The organism is Halorussus rarus (assembly GCF_003369835.1).
GTDB lineage: Archaea > Halobacteriota > Halobacteria > Halobacteriales > Haladaptataceae > Halorussus > Halorussus rarus.
Window position 1 is genome coordinate 250,222 of sequence record NZ_QPMJ01000001.1, and the last position, 19,136, is coordinate 269,357.

Here is a 19,136-nt window from a genome sequence, read left to right on the forward strand (position 1 = left end):
TTATGTAGATTCTTGTCGGGTCTTCCGAACGCTGTTCTGATTGCTCTTCAGTGGGGCAATTTACCGCCGGGTATCTTACCGTTAGGGCCGGTGCACGATTACCGAACGTTGAAGGACGACAACGGTGTGAATCGCTTCGGGGTGAGTTACCGAATGACACTTCGACGCGGGGGGATCGATTGATGACATATCGAACGCCCGAGATCGACTCGGAGGACCGGCGGCAGTTCCTGCGGGTGCTCGGGGTGACGGGGGCCGCGGCCGCGGGGGCGGAGCTCACGATGGGCGAACTCCGCGACGCGATGACCGCGGAGGCGGGCGGGGAGCTCGCCGCCATGGGCGAGTCCATCCGGTCGGACCTGACCGGCGAACTCGACCCCGCCCTGCTCGGCACCGGCGTGACCGACATCGCCGCGAGCGCCGAGCAGCTGCCGGCGCTCCGGGAGATGGGGATTCCGGCGCAGGACAGCACCGCGTACCAGGAGGCGGCCGCGCCGGTGTGGGACGTGTACGACCACCTGAAGGGGGTCGGGTTCTTCGAGAGCGTCGAGACCCACCTGCCGGCGTTCACCGAGGACCACATCGAGTCGACCGCCAGGGCGCTCGTGGGGGCCGAACCGCTCACCGGGCTGCTCTCGGAGGCGGGCTTCGCCGAGCAGGAGAAGACCGCGCTGGTCTCGAACGTGGTCAACCGGCGCGAGCGGCTCGCGCTGTGGGTGCCGACCAAGGACATCCCCGAGCGGGTCGAGTACGACCTCGCGCACGTCGCGCCGCTTCACCAGCGCGCGCTCGGCGGGGTCGGGCTCTGGATGGACGACCTCGACGAGTACCTCTGGCAGAAGGAGATCCTGATGACCGACGACATCCTCGACAAGGGGATCTGGGACCTGAAGGTGATGCTGGGCGGGGCGGAGCTGCTGACCAAGGCCGCGACCGACGTCGCGGGCGAGGCCGAACTCACGAACAGCCAGCTCACGGCCGCGCTGACGGCCGGCACCGCGAGCATGATCCTCGGTCAGGAGGACCTGACCCAGGACGTGTACCGCATCACCGACGACGTGCGAGCGCCGCGCCCGGAGGGATTCTGACATGTCGACAGACCTGACCAACGACCCGGCAGTCAAGGCCGCCAAGGAGATCGAACTGAAGGAGGTAGAGGACGGCTACACGCTGGTCAACACGCCCGACGAGTCGGTATCGAACCAGTACAACGTCCAGGACATCCCGGAGCGGGACGTGACCCAGGAGATGCTGTCCAACACCGGACAGAATCCCGAGTCCTGGCTGATGTACGGCGGCGACTACACCCAGAAGCGCCACACCACCGCCGACGTCATCACCAAGCAGAACGTCCAGAACCTCGAGATCGAGTACCTCCTGCAGACCGGCGTCGGCTCCAGCATGGAGGGGACGCCGCTGGTCGTTCCGGGCGACCCGCCCGTGATGTACCAGACCAACGGGCCGAACCACGCGAAGGCGGTCAACGCTCGGAACGGCGAGGTGCTGTGGACGTACACCTACTCGAACCCGACCGACATCCACGGCAATCAGCCCGCCGAGGACCGGTTGCTGCTGTGTTGCGACGCCAACAACCGCGGGTTCGCCATCCTCGGCGACAAGGTGTTCATGACCACGCTCGACTCGGGGATGGTCGCGCTCGACCGGTACACCGGCGAGGAGCAGTGGTACACCTCGACCGCCAACTACGAGGTCGGCTACTCGGCGACCTGGGCGCCCGTCATCTACGACGGCAAGCTCATCACCGGGAGCGCGGGCGGCGAGTACGGCGTCCGCGGGTTCATCATGGCGCTCGACCCGGAGAACGGCGACGTCCTCTGGCGGCGGTGGACCACGCCGGAGGACCAGTGGGTCGGCACCAGCTACGAGCAGGGATGTGGTACCAGCTGGATGACCCCGACCGTCGACGAGCAGCGCGACACGCTGTACGCGCCGATCGGCAACCCCGGTCCGGACTTCGACGGCTCGGTTCGGCCCGGCCCGAATCCCTTCACGTGCGGGACGTTGGCGGTCGACACCAACAGCGGCGACGTCAAGTGGAACTTCCAGGAGAGCCCCCACGACGTCTGGGACTACGACTCGATCGCGCCGCGCATCCTGCTGCGCGACCAGGAGGTCCGGGGCGAGACCCGCGACGTGGTGGTCAACCCCGGCAAGACGGGGTGGAACTACACCACCGACGCCGAGTCCGGCAAGCTGCTCGTGCGGAGCCAGCCGACCTGCCAGCACATCAACATGTGGGAGATGGTCCCGCACGTCGACAGCGACGAGAGCATCTCGTACGTGCCCGGACCGCAGGGCGGCAACGACTGGCAGCCGCCGTCGTACAGCCCGCAGACCGGGTACGTCTACCTCAAGCAGCAGAACACGCCGGTCGAGATGTGGTGGGACCACGCCGAGTACGAGCCGGGCACGGCCTACTTCGGCGGCACGTTCGACGACTGGCCCCACGTCGAGACGCCCGAGGGGTGGAACGGCCACACCAGCGCCATCGTCGCGGTCGACCCGCTCACGGGCGAGCGGGTCTGGCGCGAGTGGATCGACGACCGCAACTACCTCTGGGGCGGTTCGATGACGACCGCGACGGGGCTGGTGTTCCTGGGAACGCAGAAGAACCGGTTCATCGCCTACGACGGCGAGACCGGCGACCGGCTCTGGGAGTCGCCGAACCTCGGCGCACCCATCAGCTCCTCGCCGATGAGCTGGTACGATCCGGGAACCGGGAAGCAGTACGTCGCGGTACAGGTCGGCGGCAGCGGCTGGCTGCGCCACGGTCCGCGGGGCAGCACGGTCGCCGTCTTCTCGCTCGCCGAGTGAACGAACAACACAGATTACAACCATGTCACACGACTTCACGCGGCGTTCGTTCCTCTCGGCGGCGACCGGAGCGAGCGCCCTGGCGTTCGGTATCGGCTCGACGGGCGCGAGGCAGGGACCGACCTACACCCTCGCGATGACTCCAAACGGTTGGGTGGGACAGTCGCCGACGGAGATAGACGGGCAGAACAATCCGACGCTCAACCCCGACCCCGGACAGGAGGTGACGATCGAGTGGGAGAACCGGACCGACATCATCCACAACTTCGCCATCACGAGGCGGTATCCGGGCGGGGAGGCGCTCCAGCGGTCGGACTACGTCGCCCCGGGCGAGAGCCAGTCGGTCACGTTCACCGCCGAGGAGGGCCTCGGGGCGTACTACTGCGAGAACCACCTCGACGAGATGGGCGAGATCGTCGTCGGCGAGGGCCAGCAGACCCAGGCGACGACCCAGGACGTGGAGGTCGAGCGCACGGCGCAGGCCTCCGTCCCGGTGACGACGTTCCGGTTCGTCGGCTCCACGGAGGGCTGGCAGGGGCTCGCGCCGTCGAGCATCCAGGGCGAGACGAACCCGACGCTCCAGATGGTGCCGGGCAACCTGTACGCCATCCACTGGATCAACGGCGACGGCGCGCCCCACAACGTCGAGATCAAGAACGACCTGAACCAGGAACTGGTCCGGTCGGACATCACGGCGCGCGGCGGCGCCACCCAGACCGTCAAGTTCCTGGCGACCGAGCAGATGACGGAGTACTACTGCCAGTACCACCCGCTCCGGATGAGCGGCGACATCGAGTTCGTCAGCGAGGAGCAGGTCACCCAGCAGCCGACCACCGCCGAGGAACAGGCGGAGTTCACGCGCCACACGGTCTCGCGGGACATCTCGCAGGCGAACGAGACCCAGCAGACGACGGCGCCTGGCCGGACGACCACCGCCGCCGACCAGATGACGACGGAGGAGCAGACGACGATGGCTGGCCAGACGACGGTCCCGGGTCAGACCACGATGGCGAACCAGACGACGGCCCCGGGTCAGACCACGACGGCGAACCAGACGACCACGATGGCGAACCAGACGACGGTTCCGGGTCAGACCACGATGGCGAACCAGACGACCGCCGCGGACGTCGGCAGTGTCGATGTATCGTCGATCGTCAGACAGGTCCCGGCCCCGGGCTTCGGCGCGCTCACGGCGCTGGGCGGCATCGGCGGCGCGATGAGCTACCTGCTGTCCCGCGGTAACGACGAGGAGTAGGCGATACCGCGACCGCAGCTTTTTCGGTCCGACGCGACCGCGGGTCTCGTTCCGACAGGAGCACTCCGACCGACAGGCGAACCGGCAGCCATCGGCTCGGATTCGGATAAACGACGGAACCGTGAGAACCGTCCGCTCGCAGTCGGATACGACCGGCGCCCCGAGGAATCGGGCGACCGACGCCGACTCAGTCGCCTGCGGCGTCGCTCCGGGCGCCGCCGTCGAAGCTGACCTCGATTTCGGCGGCCGCGGCCTTGTACTCCGGAATCTTCGCGCGCTCGTCGAGCACGTCGTTGGTGAGCTTGTTCGCGGCGGCGGCCGCGAAGTGCGGCGTGGTCCAGACCACGCCCTCCTTGATGGCGTCGGTGACGTGGGCCTCGACGGTTATCTCGCCGCGGCGCGACCTGAGGGTCACCTCGTCGCCGTCCTCGATGCCGTACCGGTCGGCGTCGGCGGGGTGGACGTCGACGAAGTTCTCGGGGTGCTGGCGGTTGAGCGTCGGCGACCGGGTGCTCATCGTCCCGGTGTTGTAGTGCTCCTCGAGCCGGGCGGTCGTCAGCGTGAGCGGGTACTCCTCGTCGGGCACTTCGGCCGGCGGCTGGTGGGTGACGCCCGCGATCTGGCCGAGCCCGCTCTCGGTGTCGAACTCCTCCTCGTAGAGGAACGGGTCGCCCTCGTCGCCGGGCTCGTAGCACGGCCAGTGGAGGCCCTCCTCGCCGAGCAGGTCGTAGGTCATCCCGTGGTAGCTGGGGCAGACCTGCCGGAGCTCCTCGAACACCGCCTCGGGCTCGTCGAAGTCGAAGTGGCCCTCGCCCTCGAACAGGCGACCGCCGACCTCCGAGACGATGTCGAGGTCGTGCTTCGTGTTCTCGTGGACCTTCCCGACCGGACGCATCCGCTGGACGCGCCGGTCGGTGTTGGTGACGGTGCCGCCGCGCTCGGCCCACGATGTCGCCGGCAGCACCACGTCGGCGAACTCGGCGGTCTCGGTCATGAAGATGTCCTGGACCACCATGAACTCCAGCTCCTCCAAGCGCTCGGCCACGCGGTTGGCGTCGGGTTCGGACATCACGGGGTTCTCGCCCATCACGTACAGCCCGTGGATCGAGTCGCCGGCCGCGTGGGAGATCTCGACGTTCGTCAGCCCGGGCTCGTCCGGTATCTCGAAGCCCCACACCTCCTCGACGCTCTCGCGGGCCTCGTCGTCGTCGACGAGCTGGTAGCCCGGCAGCACGTTCGGCATCGCGCCCACGTCGCAGGTGCCCTGGACGTTGTTCTGGCCCCGGAGCGGGTTGACCCCCGTGCCCGGTCGGCCGACGTTCCCGGTGACGAGCGCGAGGTTGATCTCGTTCTGGACGTTGTCGACGCCGCAGCGGTGCTGGCTCATCCCCATCCCGGTGAAGATGGCGGCGTTGTCGGCGGTGGCGTACTTCTCGGCGGCCGCCTCGATGTCCTCGAGCGGGACGCCGCAGGTCTCGGCGGCCTCCTCCTTGTCGAAGTCTTCGAGGGTCTCCCGGAGGTTGTCGAAGCCGTCGGTCCGCTCTTCTATGAACTCCTCGTCGACCCAGCCGTTCTCCAGCACCGTCTTGAGCACGATGTTGAGCAGCGGGATGTCGGTCCCGGGGTTGAGCTGGAGGTGCTGGTGGCGGTCGGTCTCGTCGATCTGGAACGACCGGGTGGTCTTGTTGGCGTGGGGGTCGACCTGGATGACGGTCGCGCCGTCGAGCACGGCCTGCCGGAAGTACTGGCTGTTGGCGATGGGGTGTTGCTCGCCGGGGTTCGCGCCCTGGATCCAGAACACGTCGGCCTCCTCGCGGAGGTCGGCCATGCTGTTGGTCATCGCGCCGGCGCCGAGGCTGGTCCGGAGCGCCCACACCGTCGAGGCGTGGCACATCCGGGTGCAGTTGTCGACGTTGTTCGTGCCGTACCGGCGCGCGAGCTTCTGGAGCAGGTAGTTCTCCTCGTTCATCGTCTTCGAGGAGCCGAAGAAGCCCATCGCGTCCGGGCCGTGCTCCTCGCGGATGCGCCCGAGTTCGCTGACCACGCGGTCGTAGGCCTCCTCCCAACTGGCCTCGCGGAACTCTCCATCCTCCTTTATCAGCGGGTCGGTGAGCCGGTCCTCGTGGTCGACGACCTCGGTCGCGGCCCCGCCCTTGATGCACACCCGGCCCTCGTTGACCGGCGCGTCGCCCCACGGCATGAACCGCATGTCGGCCGGGTCGTCGCCGGGGTTGACCTGGATGCCGCAGCCCACGCCGCAGTACGGACAGATGGTCTTGACCGGCTCCTGTTCCTCACCGGACATCCGCTTTGTCCCCCGTATTGTAATCCATGTTCGGTAATCCCGCTAGAGAGACCCGCCCCAAGTGCATGAAACTTATTAACATATTTCGTAGCTTTCCCCGGGAATACCGGCTGACGGCGCCGGGTGCATCCGCGGTCCGATAGGCCGCGTATCGCTCCGTTGGGGGAACGTTAACCCCGCTCGCCGCCCAACGGTCGGCCGTGACCCTGACCCGTTCGACCGTGACGGCCGCGGCTGAGGAGTACCGGGAGCGAGAGCCGCTGTACGCCGTCGAACGCGACCAGGTGCGGACGCTCCCGGCGGCGTTCGCGTCGGGCGAGTTCGGATGGCGCGACGCCGAGTGGGTCGTCCGGTGGTACTACCGGCGGTACCTCGGCGAGTACCCGGACCCCGAGCGCCGGGACGCCGAGGAGCGGTTCGGCGAGAACGACTACGAGGATATCGGGGAGGCGATCGCGGACGTCGTCGCGACTGACTCGGTCTCGGACAGGGTCGACCGGCTGACCGACCTGGCGGCCGTCGACGTGCCGGTCGCCTCGGCGTTCCTGCTGTTCGTCGACCCCGAGGAGTACGTCGTCGTCGGGCCGCGGGAGTGGGCGGTGCTCCGCGAGGCCGGCGAGCTGTCCCCCGAGTATCCCGGGCCGCCGTCGGTCGGGGAGTACGTGACGTATCTGGACGTCTGCCGGTCGGTCGCCGACCGGGTCGACTGCGACCTGTGGACGCTCTACCGGGCGCTCTGGCGGCTCTGGAAGGACGACGAAGCCGCGTTCGCCGAGTGACTGCGCCGATGACCACACCGGAAGCAGCGGCGCGGTCGCGTCACCCGTACCGTTCGGCGTGGTCCTCACAGAACTCGGGGTCGCGGAGCTGGGCCTCGACCACGCCCGGCTGGCGGTGGGGGTTCGAGAGCCGACAGCCTTCCCGTCCGCAGAACGCCTCGCCGGTCAGCCGGCAGTGGACCGCCTGGAGGACGTACCCCTTCAGCGCCTCGGTGGACCGGGGGTCGTCGGTGACCAGGAACTCGCCGTCGACCTCGTTCTCCAGCACCTCGCGCGGGGGAGCGTCGCCGGAGACGAGCGCGTGCTTCTGCTTGGCCTCGTAGTAGGCTTCGGGCTTGGCCGGCGCTTCGTAGAGACCGGGCACCGAGACCAGCGCTGGCTGACCGAGGACGTTGACCCGCTTGTGCCACCGGCCGTCGTGGTCGCCCCACGTGCCGACCGCGCGGTCCAGCAGGGCCACGTGGAGGTGGTCGAGCGAGCGCTCGCCTCCCGGAACGGCGGCGTTGAGCGCGCGCTGGACCGCCACGCCGTCGTAGAGGACGCCGCCCGCCCGGTCGGGGTGCTCCAGCGCGCGCTCCTCGTACCGGACGATGCCGAGCATGCTGTTGCCGGTCTCGCGCTCGTGCGGCGAGAGGACCCGGGCCTCGGCGAACTGCTCGGGCAGCTTCTCGTTTCGATGGACGTCCAGGAAGCGGTCGCGTACCTCGACGTCGATTCCGGCGTCGTTCCCTTCACCCCACGCGAGCCGTTCGCGGAGCCAGTCGCCGATCTCGTCGGCGTCCGCGACGGTGGTGGGCGCGCGGTAGAGCGTCACCGTCTCGACCATATTCGCCGATTGTACTATCGGGTGAAGCCTGTTGCGGTTCCCCGAACGACGGCAACCCCTAAGTGTAGATTGACAGTAGCTCACGTCACATGGTCGACGCTCCCGAGTACCACGAACGCACCAAGCACGCCCCGGGCGACTTCCCCGACCCGACGTTCCAGCTCGACCCCGAGACGATGCCGCGGCCGTTCAAGCGCTACCGCGACCGGCCGCGTGCGTCCCTCTGGGGCGTCCGAGCGCCCGTCCTCCCGGCGCTCTCGACTGTCGCCGAGGCCGGCGCCGACCCGCTCGCGGGGACCGACCAGTCCACTCGCGACCCCGTCGACGCCCGGACCGCGGCGTCGCTGTGCTACTACGCCGCGGGCGTCAAGGCCGAGCGCGATCACCCGGCCGACGGGGTCGACCGCCGGATGTACTACCGGACGGCGTCCTGTACCGGAAACCTCCACCACGTCGACGCCTACGTCGTCTGCGCCGATCTAGACGGACTGAACGCGGGCGTCTACCACTTCGATCCCGCGACGTTCTCCCTCGAGGCGCTGCGCGAGGGGGACTACCGGGGAACGCTCGCGGCCGCGGCCGGTCCCGGCGCCGGCGTCGCGGATGCGCCGGTCACGCTCGTCCTCACCTCCGAGTGGTGGCGCAACGCCTGGAAGTACCGCGAGCGGACCTACCGCCACGCGTTCTGGGACTCGGGGACCGCGGTCGCGAACCTGCTGGGGACCGCCCACGCCGCCGACCTCTCCGCGTCGGTCGTCGCCGGGTTCGACGACCGCGCGGTCGCCGACCTGCTGGGTGTCGACCCCGGAACCGAGTCACCCCTCGAACTCGTCCCGGTCGGCGAGGGCGCACCGGTGGACGACGCGACCGCCGGCGACCCGGAGCCCATCGACCCCGCGACCGAACCCCAGCCGGCCCACGACCGCACCCACGACCTCCCGTACGAGGCGTGGGAGGCCAGCGCCCTCTCCGACGGCGACTCGGCGGCGGCGTGGCGCGACCGGGTCCGCGCGGCCGGGTCGGTCGGGAGAGTCGCGGCGGGCGACGGCGAGCGCGTCCCGCTCGACCCCGTCGATCACGGGACCGAGGTGGCCCGGCCGCTGTCGAGCGCGATTCGGCGCCGTCGGTCCTGCCGTGAGTTCGCCGACGAACCGCTGAGCCGGCGGAAGCTCGGGACGGTCCTCGACCGGGCGACCCGGGGCGCGCCGGGCGACTGGAACGACGGTGACGCCGCCGGACTGCGGTTCAACGACGTGTACGTGCTGGCGACCGGCGTCGAGGGCGTCCCGGACGGGCGCTACCAGTTCCACCCCGACGAGGGCGCGCTGGAGCGGCTCGGCGACGCGACGAGCCGCGACCAGACCCGGCTGGCGCTCGGCCAGGAGTGGGCCGGCGGCGCCCACGTCAACGTCTACTGCATGACCGACGTCGAGGCGGTGGTCGAGGAGCTCGGCGACCGGGGGTACCGCCTGGCGCAGCTGGAGGCGGGAATCGCGCTCGGGCGGCTCTACCTGGCGACCTATGCCCACCGTCCGCTCGGCGGGACCGGCCTGACGTTCTTCGACGACGAGGTGACCGATTACCTCTCGCCGCGAGCCGCGGGACAGACCCCGACGACGCTGTTCGCGATGGGCGTCGCGGAGTAACGTGGTCCATGAGACGACAGTCGAAGCATCTGCGCGCCATCGGCGCGCGGTTCGCCGGACGCTCGCTTCGCTCGCGTCCGGGAGGTTTTTCCCCAAGTTTTTACGAGGAGTGGTGGGCGAGCGAAGCGCCCCGCGGTCTGGGCGGGCGGGGGGGTGTCTTCTTACCCTTGTTTCTGGGGGGGGGGGGGGCCCCCCCCCCCCCCCCCCCCACCCGACGAAGTAAAAAGTGGCTAGTCGTCAGCGGAAGCGGTCCGGGTGGTCATGTCGACTGGGTCGGCGTCGACGCCGAGTTCGTCGATGGCGACCTGGGCCGCGCGCTTGCCCGAGACGAGCATCGCGCCGAACGTCGGGCCCATCCGCGGGAGCCCGTAGGTCGTCGCGGTCGCCATCCCGGTCGCGACGAGCCCGTCGTGGACCAGGCCGGTGTGCTCGACCACGGCGTCCTCGGACTCGCCGACCCACATCGAGTCGTGGCCGGGCGAGTCGTGGCCGGGCGCGCCGTAGGAGTCGTCGCCCGTCTTGTCCATCCCGGTGGCGTTGGCCTTCGCGTCGCCGATGCCGGGCGCGTCGAGCACGCCCCGTTCGTCGAGCTTCGAGACCGCCATCGCGTCGTGGCCGGTCGCGTCGATGACCAGGTCGGCCTCGACCGCGATGGGGTCGACGCAGGTGATCTCGCGGGGCAGGGCGTGGACCGGCGTCCAGTTCATCACGATGCCGCCCACCCGGTGGTCCTCCCGGATGACGATGTCTGTGAACTCGGTCATGTTCTGCATCTTGGCGCCCGCGTCGCAGGCGGCCTTGATCAGCGCCGAGCAAGCGTGCGGGCCGTTCGCCACGTAGAGGCCCTCGCTGTCCCGCGACTGCTTGAAGTCGACGTCGAGGTCCTCGAGCACGCGCTGGGCGGGGTCCCGGACGGTCACCTTGTTCATCAGGAAGCCGCCGAGCCAGAAGCCGCCGCCGAGGTAGTTGTTCTTCTCGACGACCATCGTCTTCACCCCGCGCTCCGAGAGCTCCTTGGCCGCCATCAGGCCGGAGGGGCCTCCCCCGACGATGATGACGTCCGAGTCGCTGAAGTCCATGAACTCCTCGGTCCACTCCTGGCCGATGGCGCGGGTCACGTCCGCCTCGCCGACGTCGCTGAACTTTTCGAACTCGCTCATACAACCAGGTGGTATCACGTCGTGGTTGAAAGAGGTTCCGGAACGGGTTCCGAACGATGACATCTTCAGTTCGGCGCGCGCTGGCGCGGTCCTCGTGACCGCGCCCTCATGTGCGAGGGACGACCGAACGCAGTGAGGGAGGAGGATGGGGAGGTGTGAGGGCTGTGCCGTGCGGTCGCGGTAACTCATCGGTGACGGCGGTAGCTAGCTAGCTGCCGTGGCTCATCGTCTCAGTCCAAAATACCGACCATAGTCCAACCTTCCACAACCGAAAAACGACCAGATAACCCCCGACACCCGTGATACCGCGACTCTCGGAAGCGTTATCCGTGGAGGGACCCTCCCTATAGTTGCAATGGCGAAAGGAACTGTTGATTTCTTCAACGACACAGGCGGCTACGGTTTCATCTCTACGGACGACGAGGACGACGACGTGTTCTTCCACATGGAGGATGTCGGCGGCCCGGACCTCGAAGAGGGAACCGACATCGAATTCGACATCGAAGACGCCCCCAAGGGCCCGCGCGCGACGAACGTCGTCCGCGCGTAAGTCGGAAACCACGTCACATCGGGTGGCACACAGAACTGCATTTTCGCGAGTACACTACCACCGACGAGCCGAGGCGCTAGTAGGCCAGCCGAGGCGCTGTCCGTCGAGAGGTCGTTAATCGAGACGCCGATAATCGAGACCCGACCGGCCCGGCCTCGTCAGGCGAGGTCGCCCTGGCGAATCGCGCGCTCCGCTTCCTCCAGTGCCGTCTCGCGGTCGAACTCCGCCACGATCTCCTCTAGTTCCTCCTCGCTCGCACCCTGCAACTCGCGTGCGTGCTCCGTGATGTTCGGGATCGCGCGAACGATGTTGTCGATGATCGGAATCGCGGCGGTCTGGGGCGAACGGGACAGCGGATTCAGGTCCACCACGATCTCGGTCTTGCCCATCTCGGCCAGCGCCTCGGCGCGGTCGCCGTCCTCCAGCGGGACCAGCACCACGTCGGCCGCGTAGATGCCGTCCGCGTCGACCTTCGCGCGCTCGTGGTCGAGGCCCGGGATGCGGGCGTCGGCCGCGAGACCCTTGACGTCCTCGGCGCCGTGGTCCCGGAGGTGGTCGGCGATGGCCCGCATGCGCTCGTCGGTCCGGTTGAACAGATTGACCTCCAGGTCCGCGTCGACCGCTTCCGCCAACTCCACCATCTCGCCGGGCACCAGCGCCGCGACGTTCCCGTTCACCGAGAGCACGGGGTGGTCGGCCAGCAGGAGTCGGGCCGCGGCCGCCCGCTCGGCCGCGTCGGCGCTGGGGACGGTCTCCTCGCCGAGCAGGTAGTCGAACGCCTCGCCGCGGCCCTCCGCGACCAGTCCCTGCCTGCTGGTGATGCCCAGTTCCACGCCCTCCTCGATGCGGTGGCGGGTGCGCAGCGACGCCGCCCGCGGGTGGTCCTCGGGGATCTCGGTCATACTCGACCGTTACCGCGGGCTACCGAAAAGGCGTCGTTCCGCGGAGCGCGAGTCGGACGTCGCCCGGCGACCGCGGCCGGCGGTTGTTCTGTCTCCCGCGCTCGCTTTCCGGCGGACAGTCACTCGATTTCGCGCTCTCGGTCCGGCGTCCGCCGGGCGTCGAGCGACTCGCGGGCGTTCTCCACGGTCTCGGTCTCCAGCAGTCGCTCGAGTCGATGCTCGAACTCCTCGTCCGAGAGGTCGCCGCGGGCGTACCGCGCGCGGAGTTCGTCGAGTGCTCCCTGCCTGCCGTCGCCGGTCCTCTCCATCTCTTTGCGCTCGTCGCACCACCGCGCGATGCCGAGCGCGAGCGGAATTAGCCCGCCGCCGATGGGGAACGCCATCCACCAGTAGGGGACGCCGGCGGCGAGCAGGCCGACGGCCACGAGTCCCATCGCCACGGTACCGACGCCGACGGCTATTTGGGCGCGAGCCTCGTCGGCGTCGCTCTCGCTCATACGTGACACTCGCGCCGTCCAAGGCCGAAAAGCTGTCGTCGCCTCGTCTCCGACCCCGGCGACTCGATTCGCGCGGGGCCCGCCCGCGACTCACTCGTCGTTTGAGCGCTCCAGGCGAGCGCCGCAGGGGTGGATCTCGCAGACCTCGGGGTCGTAGCCCGCCCGCGAGAGCCCGTCGTCGAGCGCGAACACCGTCTCGCCGAGCATCGCCATCGCGGCCTCGCCGCCCTCGGCCCGCACGTCGTCGAGCACATCGCGCACGCTGTCGGTGAGCAGGTCGGCCTCGCGGGCGAACTCCCGGGAGGCGTCCAGCAGCGTGGGCAACGTCGGCTCCTCCACCAGACGGACGAGCATGTCGACGCCCGCTTCCGAGAGCCGGTCGGTGTCGCCCGACAGCACCGCCTCGGTCGAGCGCTCGCCCAGGGTCAGGTACTCGACCCGGCTCCGGGCGGGGACGCCGTCGAGCCGGTTGTACTCTGGCGATCCGGGGTCGAGCCGGATCGGAGCGCCGCCGCGGGCCTGGGCCACAACGTCGCCCAGCCCGGTCCCGGCCTCGACCTCCGCGGCGTGGGCGACCGCGACGAGTTCGTTCGCCGAGCGCCCGCAGTCGCAGGCGTCGTTCGCGGCCAGCGCGGTCCCGAGCGCGGCCGCTCCGGAGACGCCGAAGCCGGCGCCCACCGGAAGGTCGGTCCGGGCGGTCACCCGCGCGTCGACGCCGAGCGCCGCGAGCACGCGGGTCACGGCCTCGACCGCGGCGGGTTCGTCGTTCAACTGCATCGAGGTGTCCTCCGCGGGCTCCACGTCGACGGTCACGCCGTCCGAGAGGGTCAGCCCCGCGCCGCGCGAGCCCGCCTGCTCGGGGTCGTCGGCGTCGTGGACGCTGAAGAAGCCGGTGACGTGGCCCGGCACGAACGCCCGCGACGAGTCGTCGCTCATGTACCGGTCTTGCGAGTCGGGGCGTATAACGTTTTTATTCCGCGTCCGTCGTCCGGGCCGTCAGGGACTTCCGAATCCTGCGGTTTGACGCACGTCCGACACTGTCACCGATGAGTTCCGAAAAACGAGTCGTCAGCTCAGGGGCTCAGCCGCTGGCGGTCCTGCGAGACTCACTTCGCTCGTCTCGCCGGCTCCCAACGTCTTCGGCTACGGACTCAGACGTTGGCGATCCCGCGGGAACAGCACCGCTTCGCGGATGTTCTCCAGGCCGAGCATCGTCATGACCAGGCGCTCGCCGCCGAGGCCCCAGCCGGCGTGGGGCGGCATGCCGTACTTGAACATCTTGGTGTAGTACTCGAACGCGTCGGGGTCGAGCCCCTGCTGCTCGAAGCCCTCGACGAGCCGGTCGTAGCGGTGCTCGCGCTGCCCGCCCGAGACCAGCTCCATGTTCGGGTGCATCAGGTCGAAGCCCGTCGAGAGCTGGGCGTCGTCGTCGTGGTCCTTGATGTAGAACGGCTTGATCTCGCTGGGCCAGTCGGTGATGAAGTAGTGGCCCCCGACCTCGTCGCCCAGCGCCTTCTCGCCCTCGGTGGGCAGGTCGTCGCCCCAGACCAGCTGCTCGTCGAGCTCGCCGGTGGCGTTGATGCGCTCGATGGCCTCCTCGTAGCTGAGTCGCGGGAACTCGCCCTCGGGCGCCTCGAAGTCCTCGTAGCCCAGCGCCTCGAGTTCGTGCTGGCAGTTCTCGGCGACGCCCTCGTAGGCGGCCCGCACGATGGTCTCGCAGGCGTCCATCGCGTCCTCGTGGTCGTAGAAGGCGCTCTCGAAGTCGATGGAGGTCGCCTCGTTGAGGTGGCGGGGCGTGTTGTGCTCCTCGGCGCGGAAGATCGGGCCGATCTCGAAGACGCGCTCGAGGCCGGAGCCGACCATCAGCTGCTTGAACAGCTGGGGCGACTGGTTCATGAACGCCTCCTGGCCGAAGTAGGTGATGGGGAACAGCTCGGTGCCGCCCTCGGTCCCGGTGGCGACGATCTTCGGCGTGTTGATCTCGGTGCAGCCCAGGTCGCGGAAGGCCTCGCGGACCGACCGCAGCACCTCGGCGCGGATCTCGAAGATGGCCTTGGTCTCGTCCTTCCGGAGGTCCAGCGTCCGGTTGTCCAGACGCGTCGAGAGGTCGGCGTCGACCTTCCCCGAGGGGTCCAGCGGGAGTTCGGGGTCGGCCTCGGCGACGACCTCCACGGAGTCGGGCACGATCTCGACGCCGGTCGGGGCGCGCTCCTCCTCCTCGACGTCGCCGGTGACCGTCACGACGCTCTCGCGGTTGACCTCCGTCCCGGTCTCGACGAGGTCGTCGTCCATCTCGTCCTTCTCGAACTTGACCTGAATCTTGCCGGTCGTGTCCCGGACGATGAGGAACGCGATGCCACCGAGGTCGCGGATCTCGTGGGCCCACCCGGCCACGGTGACCGTGTCGCCGGGTTCGGCGTCCGCCGTGTACGTTCGATGTTCCATACCCCCGAATTCTCGCGGGGCGTTCTTAAACGCGGTCATTCGAGCCGGACGGAACTGTCGCGCCGGCTGCAATAGGCCTGTTCGAGGTTCGATACTGAGACACTCTGTGGGAGCCTCCGGACTGCTTCCCTCCGACAAGGGAGCAGTTCGCCGGAGGAACTGACCCGCTACTCTCCGTCCGTCCGGGTCAACCCGGCCGCGACAGCCTCGATGAGCGCGTCCCGGACCGCCCGGTAGAACGCCTCGTCGTGGAACGCGTCCCTGTGGTACGCGACGAACTTCACCACGCCCATCGCGGCCGCCAGGACCTCGGGGTCGCCCTCCCGGAACCGACCCTCGGCCTGCCAGCGCTCGACGTAGGGCACCACGTAGCCCAGGGACTCGGTCTGCTCCTCGCGGAGTTCCTCGTCGCTGAACTGGGCCATCAGCCGCGAGAGGTCGTCGTCCACGACCAGCCGCCTGACGAGCGGCTCGGTCTCCATGGCCTCGCAGATGCCGGTGAGGAACGCGACGATGGCGTCCTCGGGGTCGTCGTGGGCCTCGAAGGAGTCGGCGACGATCTCCGCGGCGAGGCGCTCGCCCTCCTCGCGCAGGATCTCGAAGTAGAGCTGCTCCTTCGAGTCGTAGAACCGGTAGAACGTCCCGTTGGCGATGCCCGCCGGCCCGGTGAGGTCCGCGATGGTGGTCTTGTCGAGCCCGTAGCGCCCGAACAGCTCTCGACCGGTCTCCCGGAGCTGGCGCCGGATGCGCTCGCGCTCGTCGTCGTCGAAGCCCCGCACTCAGATGCCCCCCGACAGCGTCACGCGATATCTTTCCTCCGGAACCACCACGCGCTGGCCGCGACCAGCGCAGCCGCGCCGGCGAGCAGGATTACCGCGCCCAACCAGTCGTACTCGCCCCGCACCAGGACGGCGGTCGGGTCGTAGTAGCGCGTCGGGCTGACCGCTCCGAGCCACGCCACGTCGGCCGACTGACTGACGGTCTCGAGCAGGAACAGCCCGAAGACCGCGCCGAGGCCGCCCCGCTTGGCCACGTCCGAGGCGTCGAAGACGACCGAAAGCACGAGGCCGACGGCCCCGCAGGCGAGCAGGTACGGGATCGACAGCAGGTGGACCGCGGCGAGGTCAGCGACCGAGATGGACTCGCCGACGGCGAGGACGGTGGCGTACACCGCCGCGCCCACCACGAGGTTGAGCGCGACCACGACCGGCACCAGCGAGAGGAACTTCTCGACCACCACCCGGCGTCGGGCGACCGGCGCCGCGAGCAGCACGTCCATCCGGTCGCGCTCGACGTCGCCCGCGATCAGCCCGCCGCCGACGTAGGCGGCGTAGATGCCCAGCATCAACAGCCAGAAGAACTGGTAGAGCTCTATCGCCAGGAAGCCTTCGATGGTCGTGAACGCGACCGCCCCTGTCGCGCCGAACGCCGCCCGCATCGCCGGCGGCAGGCTCTCCAGGTAGGCCTCGAAGTCGACGCCCGACGAGGCGATCGACGGGAAGAGACCGACGAACAGCACCGACATCACCGCCAGCAGGACCGCGAGCACGAGCGTGCCCTTGATGCGTCGCTCGGACTCGTAGCCGGCGATCTCAAGCATCGGTCTGCCCTCCGGCCGGTTCGCCGTCGACCTCCGCGGACGCGGCGGTCTCGGCGGGCGTCCCGGTCGCTCCGGCGTCGTCCTTGCCCGCGCCCGGCGCGGCGTCGCCGTCGTAGAACTTCATGAACACGTCCTCGAGCGGCGCCTCCTCGATCTCGAGGTCGCGGACGCTGTAGTTCCGGAGGTGGTCCAGCAGAGCGTCGTACTCGCCCGTGAACATGAACGCGGCCTCGCCGTCGCCCGCGTCGAGGTCGTGGACGCCGGGGAGGTCGAAGTCCGCCGGGTCGAGCGACCCCTCCACGCTGACTCGGACGCGCTTGCCGCTCCGGTCGAGCAGTTCCTCGACGCCCTCCATCGCCACCAGCCGGCCCTCTCGGATGATGCCCACGCGGTCGCAGACCCGCCGGACCTCGCTCAGGACGTGGCTGGAGAAGAAGAACGTCGTCCCCCGCTCGCGCTCGTCCTCGATGAACTCGTAGAGCCGCTCCTGCATCAGGGGGTCGAGCCCCGCGGTCGGCTCGTCCATGACGACGAGGTCGGGGTCGTGCATGAACGCGAGCACCAGCGCGAGCTTCTGGCGGTTTCCGGTGGAGTACTCGCCGATCTCCCGGTCGACGGGCGCGTCGAACACCTCGAGGAGCTCGTCGCTGCGCTCGTCGCCCTTGAGGTCGTCGTGGTACCGGACCAGCCGCCGGCCGGTCACGTCCTCGTCGAAGCCGGGGTTGCTCGGCAGGTAGCCGACGCGGCGCTTGGCCTCGATGAGGGCGGCCTCGTCGGTCACGTCCCGGTCCAGCACCGTCGCGGACCCGCCGGTCGGCTCGACGAACCCCAGCAGGGTCCGGATGGTCGTGGTCTTGCCCGCGCCGTTGGGGCCGAGGAAGCCGAACACCTCGCCCTCGCGGACCGACAGCGAGAGGTCCTCGATGCCGCGGGTGTCGCCGTAGTACTTCGTCAGCCCGCTGGTCTCGATGGCGCTCATAACATCACGTCTACAGCTTCGAACCGTGAATAGATGAATGGTTCGATTATTCGTTCACGAGTGGCTGAAAATCCTCAGGACGGGTAAAATACGCCCAACGATGGCGGATCTCGGTGCCTCGCACCGGAGGCTGGTCGACCGCCGACCGGGGGCACAGGCCGGGCCTGTGGGGAGTCAGGCGACGTATAACGAAGTCGATACGGGGTTAAGCAGATGTTGTCGGTCGACTCACGAGGTTAGGATTCCCATGTCAGGTGACCCACGGACGGTTCAGACGACACGACCCGCCGCACGCGACGTCGAGCGCTCGATGGCGAAGACGGAGGTCGCACTCCGGAACGGCGAGGCCGCACAGATCGCCGAGGCGCTGCGATGGTACGCGCGCGAGGACATCACCCCGTGGAAGCGGGCCCGGTGCGAGAAACTCGCGGAGACCCTCGAATCGGGGTTCGACATCTGAACTGACCCGCGATAAACAGATTCCGGTCGTTCTTCGCCGGGAACGCACGCCCGAGGTGTCGCGGACTGGTCCCTACACCGACTCCGGTGCGGCCGCCTCGGCGTCGTTCGCGCCCTCGACGGTCTCGCGGACGGCGTCGCACCCCTCGTCGTGGACGAGGTCGCCGACCACGACGACGTCGGCGTGTTCGGCCATCGTCCTGGCCGAGTCGTAGTCGTGGATGCCGCCGCCGTAGAACAGCGTCGCCGCCTCGAGCGCGTCGGCGGCGGCCTCGACGACCGCGGGGTCGCCGAAGGTGCCCGAGTACTCGACGTAGATTATCTCCTGGCCGTACATCTGCTCGGCGACCTCGGCGTAGGCCGCGACGTCCTCGGGCGTCTGGTCGCACTCGGCGTCGGTGAGGTCGGCGACGCTGGCGTCGGGGTTCATGATGACGTACGCCTCGGTGGTCGTCTGCGTCCAGTCGACGTCGCTGGACTTCACCCACTCCTTGTGGAAGCCGGTGGTCCAGGCGATGTCGCCCGCGTTCAGCACGGTCGGCACGAGGTAGCCGTCGAGCGCGTCGTGGTTCACGACGACCGCCGGATTGCTCGGTTCCTGATACAGCGGAACGTCGTACTTCGCGCAGGCGTCGATGACCCGCTGCATCTTCTCCTGGGTCATGTCGAGCGTGCCGCCGATCTCGAGGGCGTCGGTGCCGGTCCGGCAGACGTCCTCGAAGGTCTCGCCCTCGACGAGGGTCTTGTCCGGGTCCAGCTTGACGATGTGTTCCCAGTCGCCCCACGGTGCTGTAGTCATTATTCGTGTTAACCGTACTGCTCGCTAAAACCTCTTCGGAACCGCCTCTCGTGAGGAAGTCGCGTCTGTCCGCCGACCGCTTCGATATCGAGAGTCGCT

At 68.8% G+C, this 19,136-nt stretch carries 18 protein-coding genes; 7 read left to right on the top strand and 11 right to left on the bottom strand.

The annotated features are described in order from the left end of the window. Positions 1–182: 182 nt before the first annotated feature. From DVR07_RS01345 to DVR07_RS01355, 3 genes are read left to right on the top strand one after another with little or no spacing between them, the layout of a single operon-like run. Positions 183–1,088: a hypothetical protein gene (locus DVR07_RS01345; RefSeq protein WP_115794985.1), complete on the top strand. Its 906-nt coding sequence runs from the start codon at positions 183–185 to the stop codon at positions 1,086–1,088. Between the two features lies 1 nt (position 1,089). Beyond that, entirely contained in the window at positions 1,090–2,835 is a 1,746-nt protein-coding gene (locus DVR07_RS01350; RefSeq protein ID WP_115794986.1) for a pyrroloquinoline quinone-dependent dehydrogenase, read from the top strand. Positions 2,836–2,857: 22 nt separating this feature from the next. Beyond that, a complete protein-coding gene (locus DVR07_RS01355) occupies positions 2,858–4,090 on the top strand; it encodes a cupredoxin domain-containing protein (RefSeq protein ID WP_115794987.1) in 1,233 nt (410 codons plus the stop codon). 187 nt (positions 4,091–4,277) lie between these two features. On the opposite strand, the gene fdhF is transcribed toward DVR07_RS01355, so the two are convergent. Further along, positions 4,278–6,395, bottom strand: a complete 2,118-nt coding sequence (fdhF, locus tag DVR07_RS01360; RefSeq protein WP_115794988.1) for a formate dehydrogenase subunit alpha — start codon at positions 6,393–6,395, stop codon at positions 4,278–4,280. 200 nt (positions 6,396–6,595) lie between these two features. On the opposite strand from fdhF, the gene DVR07_RS01365 reads away from it, so the two are divergent. Continuing rightward, positions 6,596–7,174, top strand: a complete 579-nt coding sequence (locus DVR07_RS01365; protein WP_115794989.1) for a hypothetical protein — start codon at positions 6,596–6,598, stop codon at positions 7,172–7,174. 40 nt (positions 7,175–7,214) lie between these two features. Here DVR07_RS01365 and DVR07_RS01370 read toward each other — a convergent pair whose 3' ends face one another. Next, positions 7,215–8,000, bottom strand: coding sequence for a DUF7001 family protein (locus DVR07_RS01370; protein WP_115794990.1), 786 nt, complete (start codon positions 7,998–8,000; stop codon positions 7,215–7,217). 89 nt (positions 8,001–8,089) lie between these two features. On the opposite strand from DVR07_RS01370, the gene DVR07_RS01375 reads away from it, so the two are divergent. Further along, positions 8,090–9,646: a SagB/ThcOx family dehydrogenase gene (locus DVR07_RS01375; RefSeq protein WP_115794991.1), complete on the top strand. Its 1,557-nt coding sequence runs from the start codon at positions 8,090–8,092 to the stop codon at positions 9,644–9,646. Between the two features lie 230 nt (positions 9,647–9,876). Here DVR07_RS01375 and DVR07_RS01380 read toward each other — a convergent pair whose 3' ends face one another. Next, positions 9,877–10,806, bottom strand: a complete 930-nt coding sequence (locus DVR07_RS01380; protein ID WP_115794992.1) for a sulfide-dependent adenosine diphosphate thiazole synthase — start codon at positions 10,804–10,806, stop codon at positions 9,877–9,879. A 355-nt stretch (positions 10,807–11,161) separates the two neighbouring features. On the opposite strand from DVR07_RS01380, the gene DVR07_RS01385 reads away from it, so the two are divergent. Next, the gene (locus DVR07_RS01385; protein WP_115794993.1) at positions 11,162–11,356 is read left to right on the top strand and encodes a cold-shock protein; all 195 of its coding nucleotides are present in this window, start codon (positions 11,162–11,164) and stop codon (positions 11,354–11,356) included. 158 nt (positions 11,357–11,514) lie between these two features. Here the strand turns inward: DVR07_RS01385 and DVR07_RS01390 are convergent, their stop codons facing one another. The 7 genes from DVR07_RS01390 to DVR07_RS01420 all read right to left on the bottom strand — a co-directional run bounded on the left by DVR07_RS01390 (position 11,515) and on the right by DVR07_RS01420 (position 17,779). Next, positions 11,515–12,258 (bottom strand): 4-phosphopantoate--beta-alanine ligase, encoded by a 744-nt coding sequence (locus DVR07_RS01390; protein ID WP_115794994.1) that lies wholly within the window; start codon positions 12,256–12,258, stop codon positions 11,515–11,517. A gap of 119 nt (positions 12,259–12,377) precedes the next feature. Then, positions 12,378–12,755 carry an SHOCT domain-containing protein gene (locus tag DVR07_RS22280; protein WP_115794995.1) on the bottom strand — a complete coding sequence of 126 codons (378 nt, stop codon included), beginning with the start codon at positions 12,753–12,755 and terminating at the stop codon, positions 12,378–12,380. A gap of 90 nt (positions 12,756–12,845) precedes the next feature. Continuing rightward, a complete protein-coding gene (locus DVR07_RS01400) occupies positions 12,846–13,691 on the bottom strand; it encodes a pantoate kinase (protein WP_115794996.1) in 846 nt (281 codons plus the stop codon). A gap of 207 nt (positions 13,692–13,898) precedes the next feature. Further along, positions 13,899–15,200, bottom strand: a complete 1,302-nt coding sequence (gene aspS / locus DVR07_RS01405) for an aspartate--tRNA(Asn) ligase (protein WP_115794997.1) — start codon at positions 15,198–15,200, stop codon at positions 13,899–13,901. A gap of 167 nt (positions 15,201–15,367) precedes the next feature. Further along, entirely contained in the window at positions 15,368–15,979 is a 612-nt protein-coding gene (locus DVR07_RS01410; RefSeq protein WP_115794998.1) for a TetR/AcrR family transcriptional regulator, read from the bottom strand. Positions 15,980–15,999: 20 nt separating this feature from the next. Then, on the bottom strand, positions 16,000–16,800 hold the full coding sequence (locus DVR07_RS01415; protein WP_115794999.1) for an ABC transporter permease subunit: 801 nt from the start codon (positions 16,798–16,800) through the stop codon (positions 16,000–16,002). Next, complete coding sequence (locus tag DVR07_RS01420; RefSeq protein ID WP_115795000.1) at positions 16,793–17,779, bottom strand: ABC transporter ATP-binding protein; 987 nt, start codon at positions 17,777–17,779, stop codon at positions 16,793–16,795. The genes DVR07_RS01415 and DVR07_RS01420 overlap by 8 nt, the downstream gene beginning before the upstream one ends. 247 nt (positions 17,780–18,026) lie before the next feature. On the opposite strand from DVR07_RS01420, the gene DVR07_RS21280 reads away from it, so the two are divergent. Continuing rightward, the gene (locus tag DVR07_RS21280; protein ID WP_162829397.1) at positions 18,027–18,239 is read left to right on the top strand and encodes a hypothetical protein; all 213 of its coding nucleotides are present in this window, start codon (positions 18,027–18,029) and stop codon (positions 18,237–18,239) included. A 72-nt stretch (positions 18,240–18,311) separates the two neighbouring features. Here DVR07_RS21280 and DVR07_RS01425 read toward each other — a convergent pair whose 3' ends face one another. Continuing rightward, complete coding sequence (locus DVR07_RS01425) at positions 18,312–19,037, bottom strand: phosphoglycerol geranylgeranyltransferase (protein ID WP_115795001.1); 726 nt, start codon at positions 19,035–19,037, stop codon at positions 18,312–18,314. Positions 19,038–19,136 lie beyond the last annotated feature (99 nt).

What these genes read in the sequence shown, in the direction of transcription:
- DVR07_RS01345 (WP_115794985.1), top strand. Translation starts at nt 183, where the DNA reads ATGACATATCGAACGCCCGAGATCGACTCGGAGGACCGGCGGCAGTTC.
- DVR07_RS01350 (WP_115794986.1), top strand. Translation starts at nt 1,090, where the DNA reads ATGTCGACAGACCTGACCAACGACCCGGCAGTCAAGGCCGCCAAGGAG.
- DVR07_RS01355 (WP_115794987.1), top strand. Translation starts at nt 2,858, where the DNA reads ATGTCACACGACTTCACGCGGCGTTCGTTCCTCTCGGCGGCGACCGGA.
- fdhF (WP_115794988.1), bottom strand. Translation starts at nt 6,395, where the DNA reads ATGTCCGGTGAGGAACAGGAGCCGGTCAAGACCATCTGTCCGTACTGC.
- DVR07_RS01370 (WP_115794990.1), bottom strand. Translation starts at nt 8,000, where the DNA reads ATGGTCGAGACGGTGACGCTCTACCGCGCGCCCACCACCGTCGCGGAC.
- DVR07_RS01375 (WP_115794991.1), top strand. Translation starts at nt 8,090, where the DNA reads ATGGTCGACGCTCCCGAGTACCACGAACGCACCAAGCACGCCCCGGGC.
- DVR07_RS01380 (WP_115794992.1), bottom strand. Translation starts at nt 10,806, where the DNA reads ATGAGCGAGTTCGAAAAGTTCAGCGACGTCGGCGAGGCGGACGTGACC.
- DVR07_RS01385 (WP_115794993.1), top strand. Translation starts at nt 11,162, where the DNA reads ATGGCGAAAGGAACTGTTGATTTCTTCAACGACACAGGCGGCTACGGT.
- DVR07_RS01390 (WP_115794994.1), bottom strand. Translation starts at nt 12,258, where the DNA reads ATGACCGAGATCCCCGAGGACCACCCGCGGGCGGCGTCGCTGCGCACC.
- DVR07_RS22280 (WP_115794995.1), bottom strand. Translation starts at nt 12,755, where the DNA reads ATGAGCGAGAGCGACGCCGACGAGGCTCGCGCCCAAATAGCCGTCGGC.
- DVR07_RS01400 (WP_115794996.1), bottom strand. Translation starts at nt 13,691, where the DNA reads ATGAGCGACGACTCGTCGCGGGCGTTCGTGCCGGGCCACGTCACCGGC.
- aspS (WP_115794997.1), bottom strand. Translation starts at nt 15,200, where the DNA reads ATGGAACATCGAACGTACACGGCGGACGCCGAACCCGGCGACACGGTC.
- DVR07_RS01415 (WP_115794999.1), bottom strand. Translation starts at nt 16,800, where the DNA reads ATGCTTGAGATCGCCGGCTACGAGTCCGAGCGACGCATCAAGGGCACG.
- DVR07_RS01420 (WP_115795000.1), bottom strand. Translation starts at nt 17,779, where the DNA reads ATGAGCGCCATCGAGACCAGCGGGCTGACGAAGTACTACGGCGACACC.
- DVR07_RS21280 (WP_162829397.1), top strand. Translation starts at nt 18,027, where the DNA reads ATGTCAGGTGACCCACGGACGGTTCAGACGACACGACCCGCCGCACGC.
- DVR07_RS01425 (WP_115795001.1), bottom strand. Translation starts at nt 19,037, where the DNA reads ATGACTACAGCACCGTGGGGCGACTGGGAACACATCGTCAAGCTGGAC.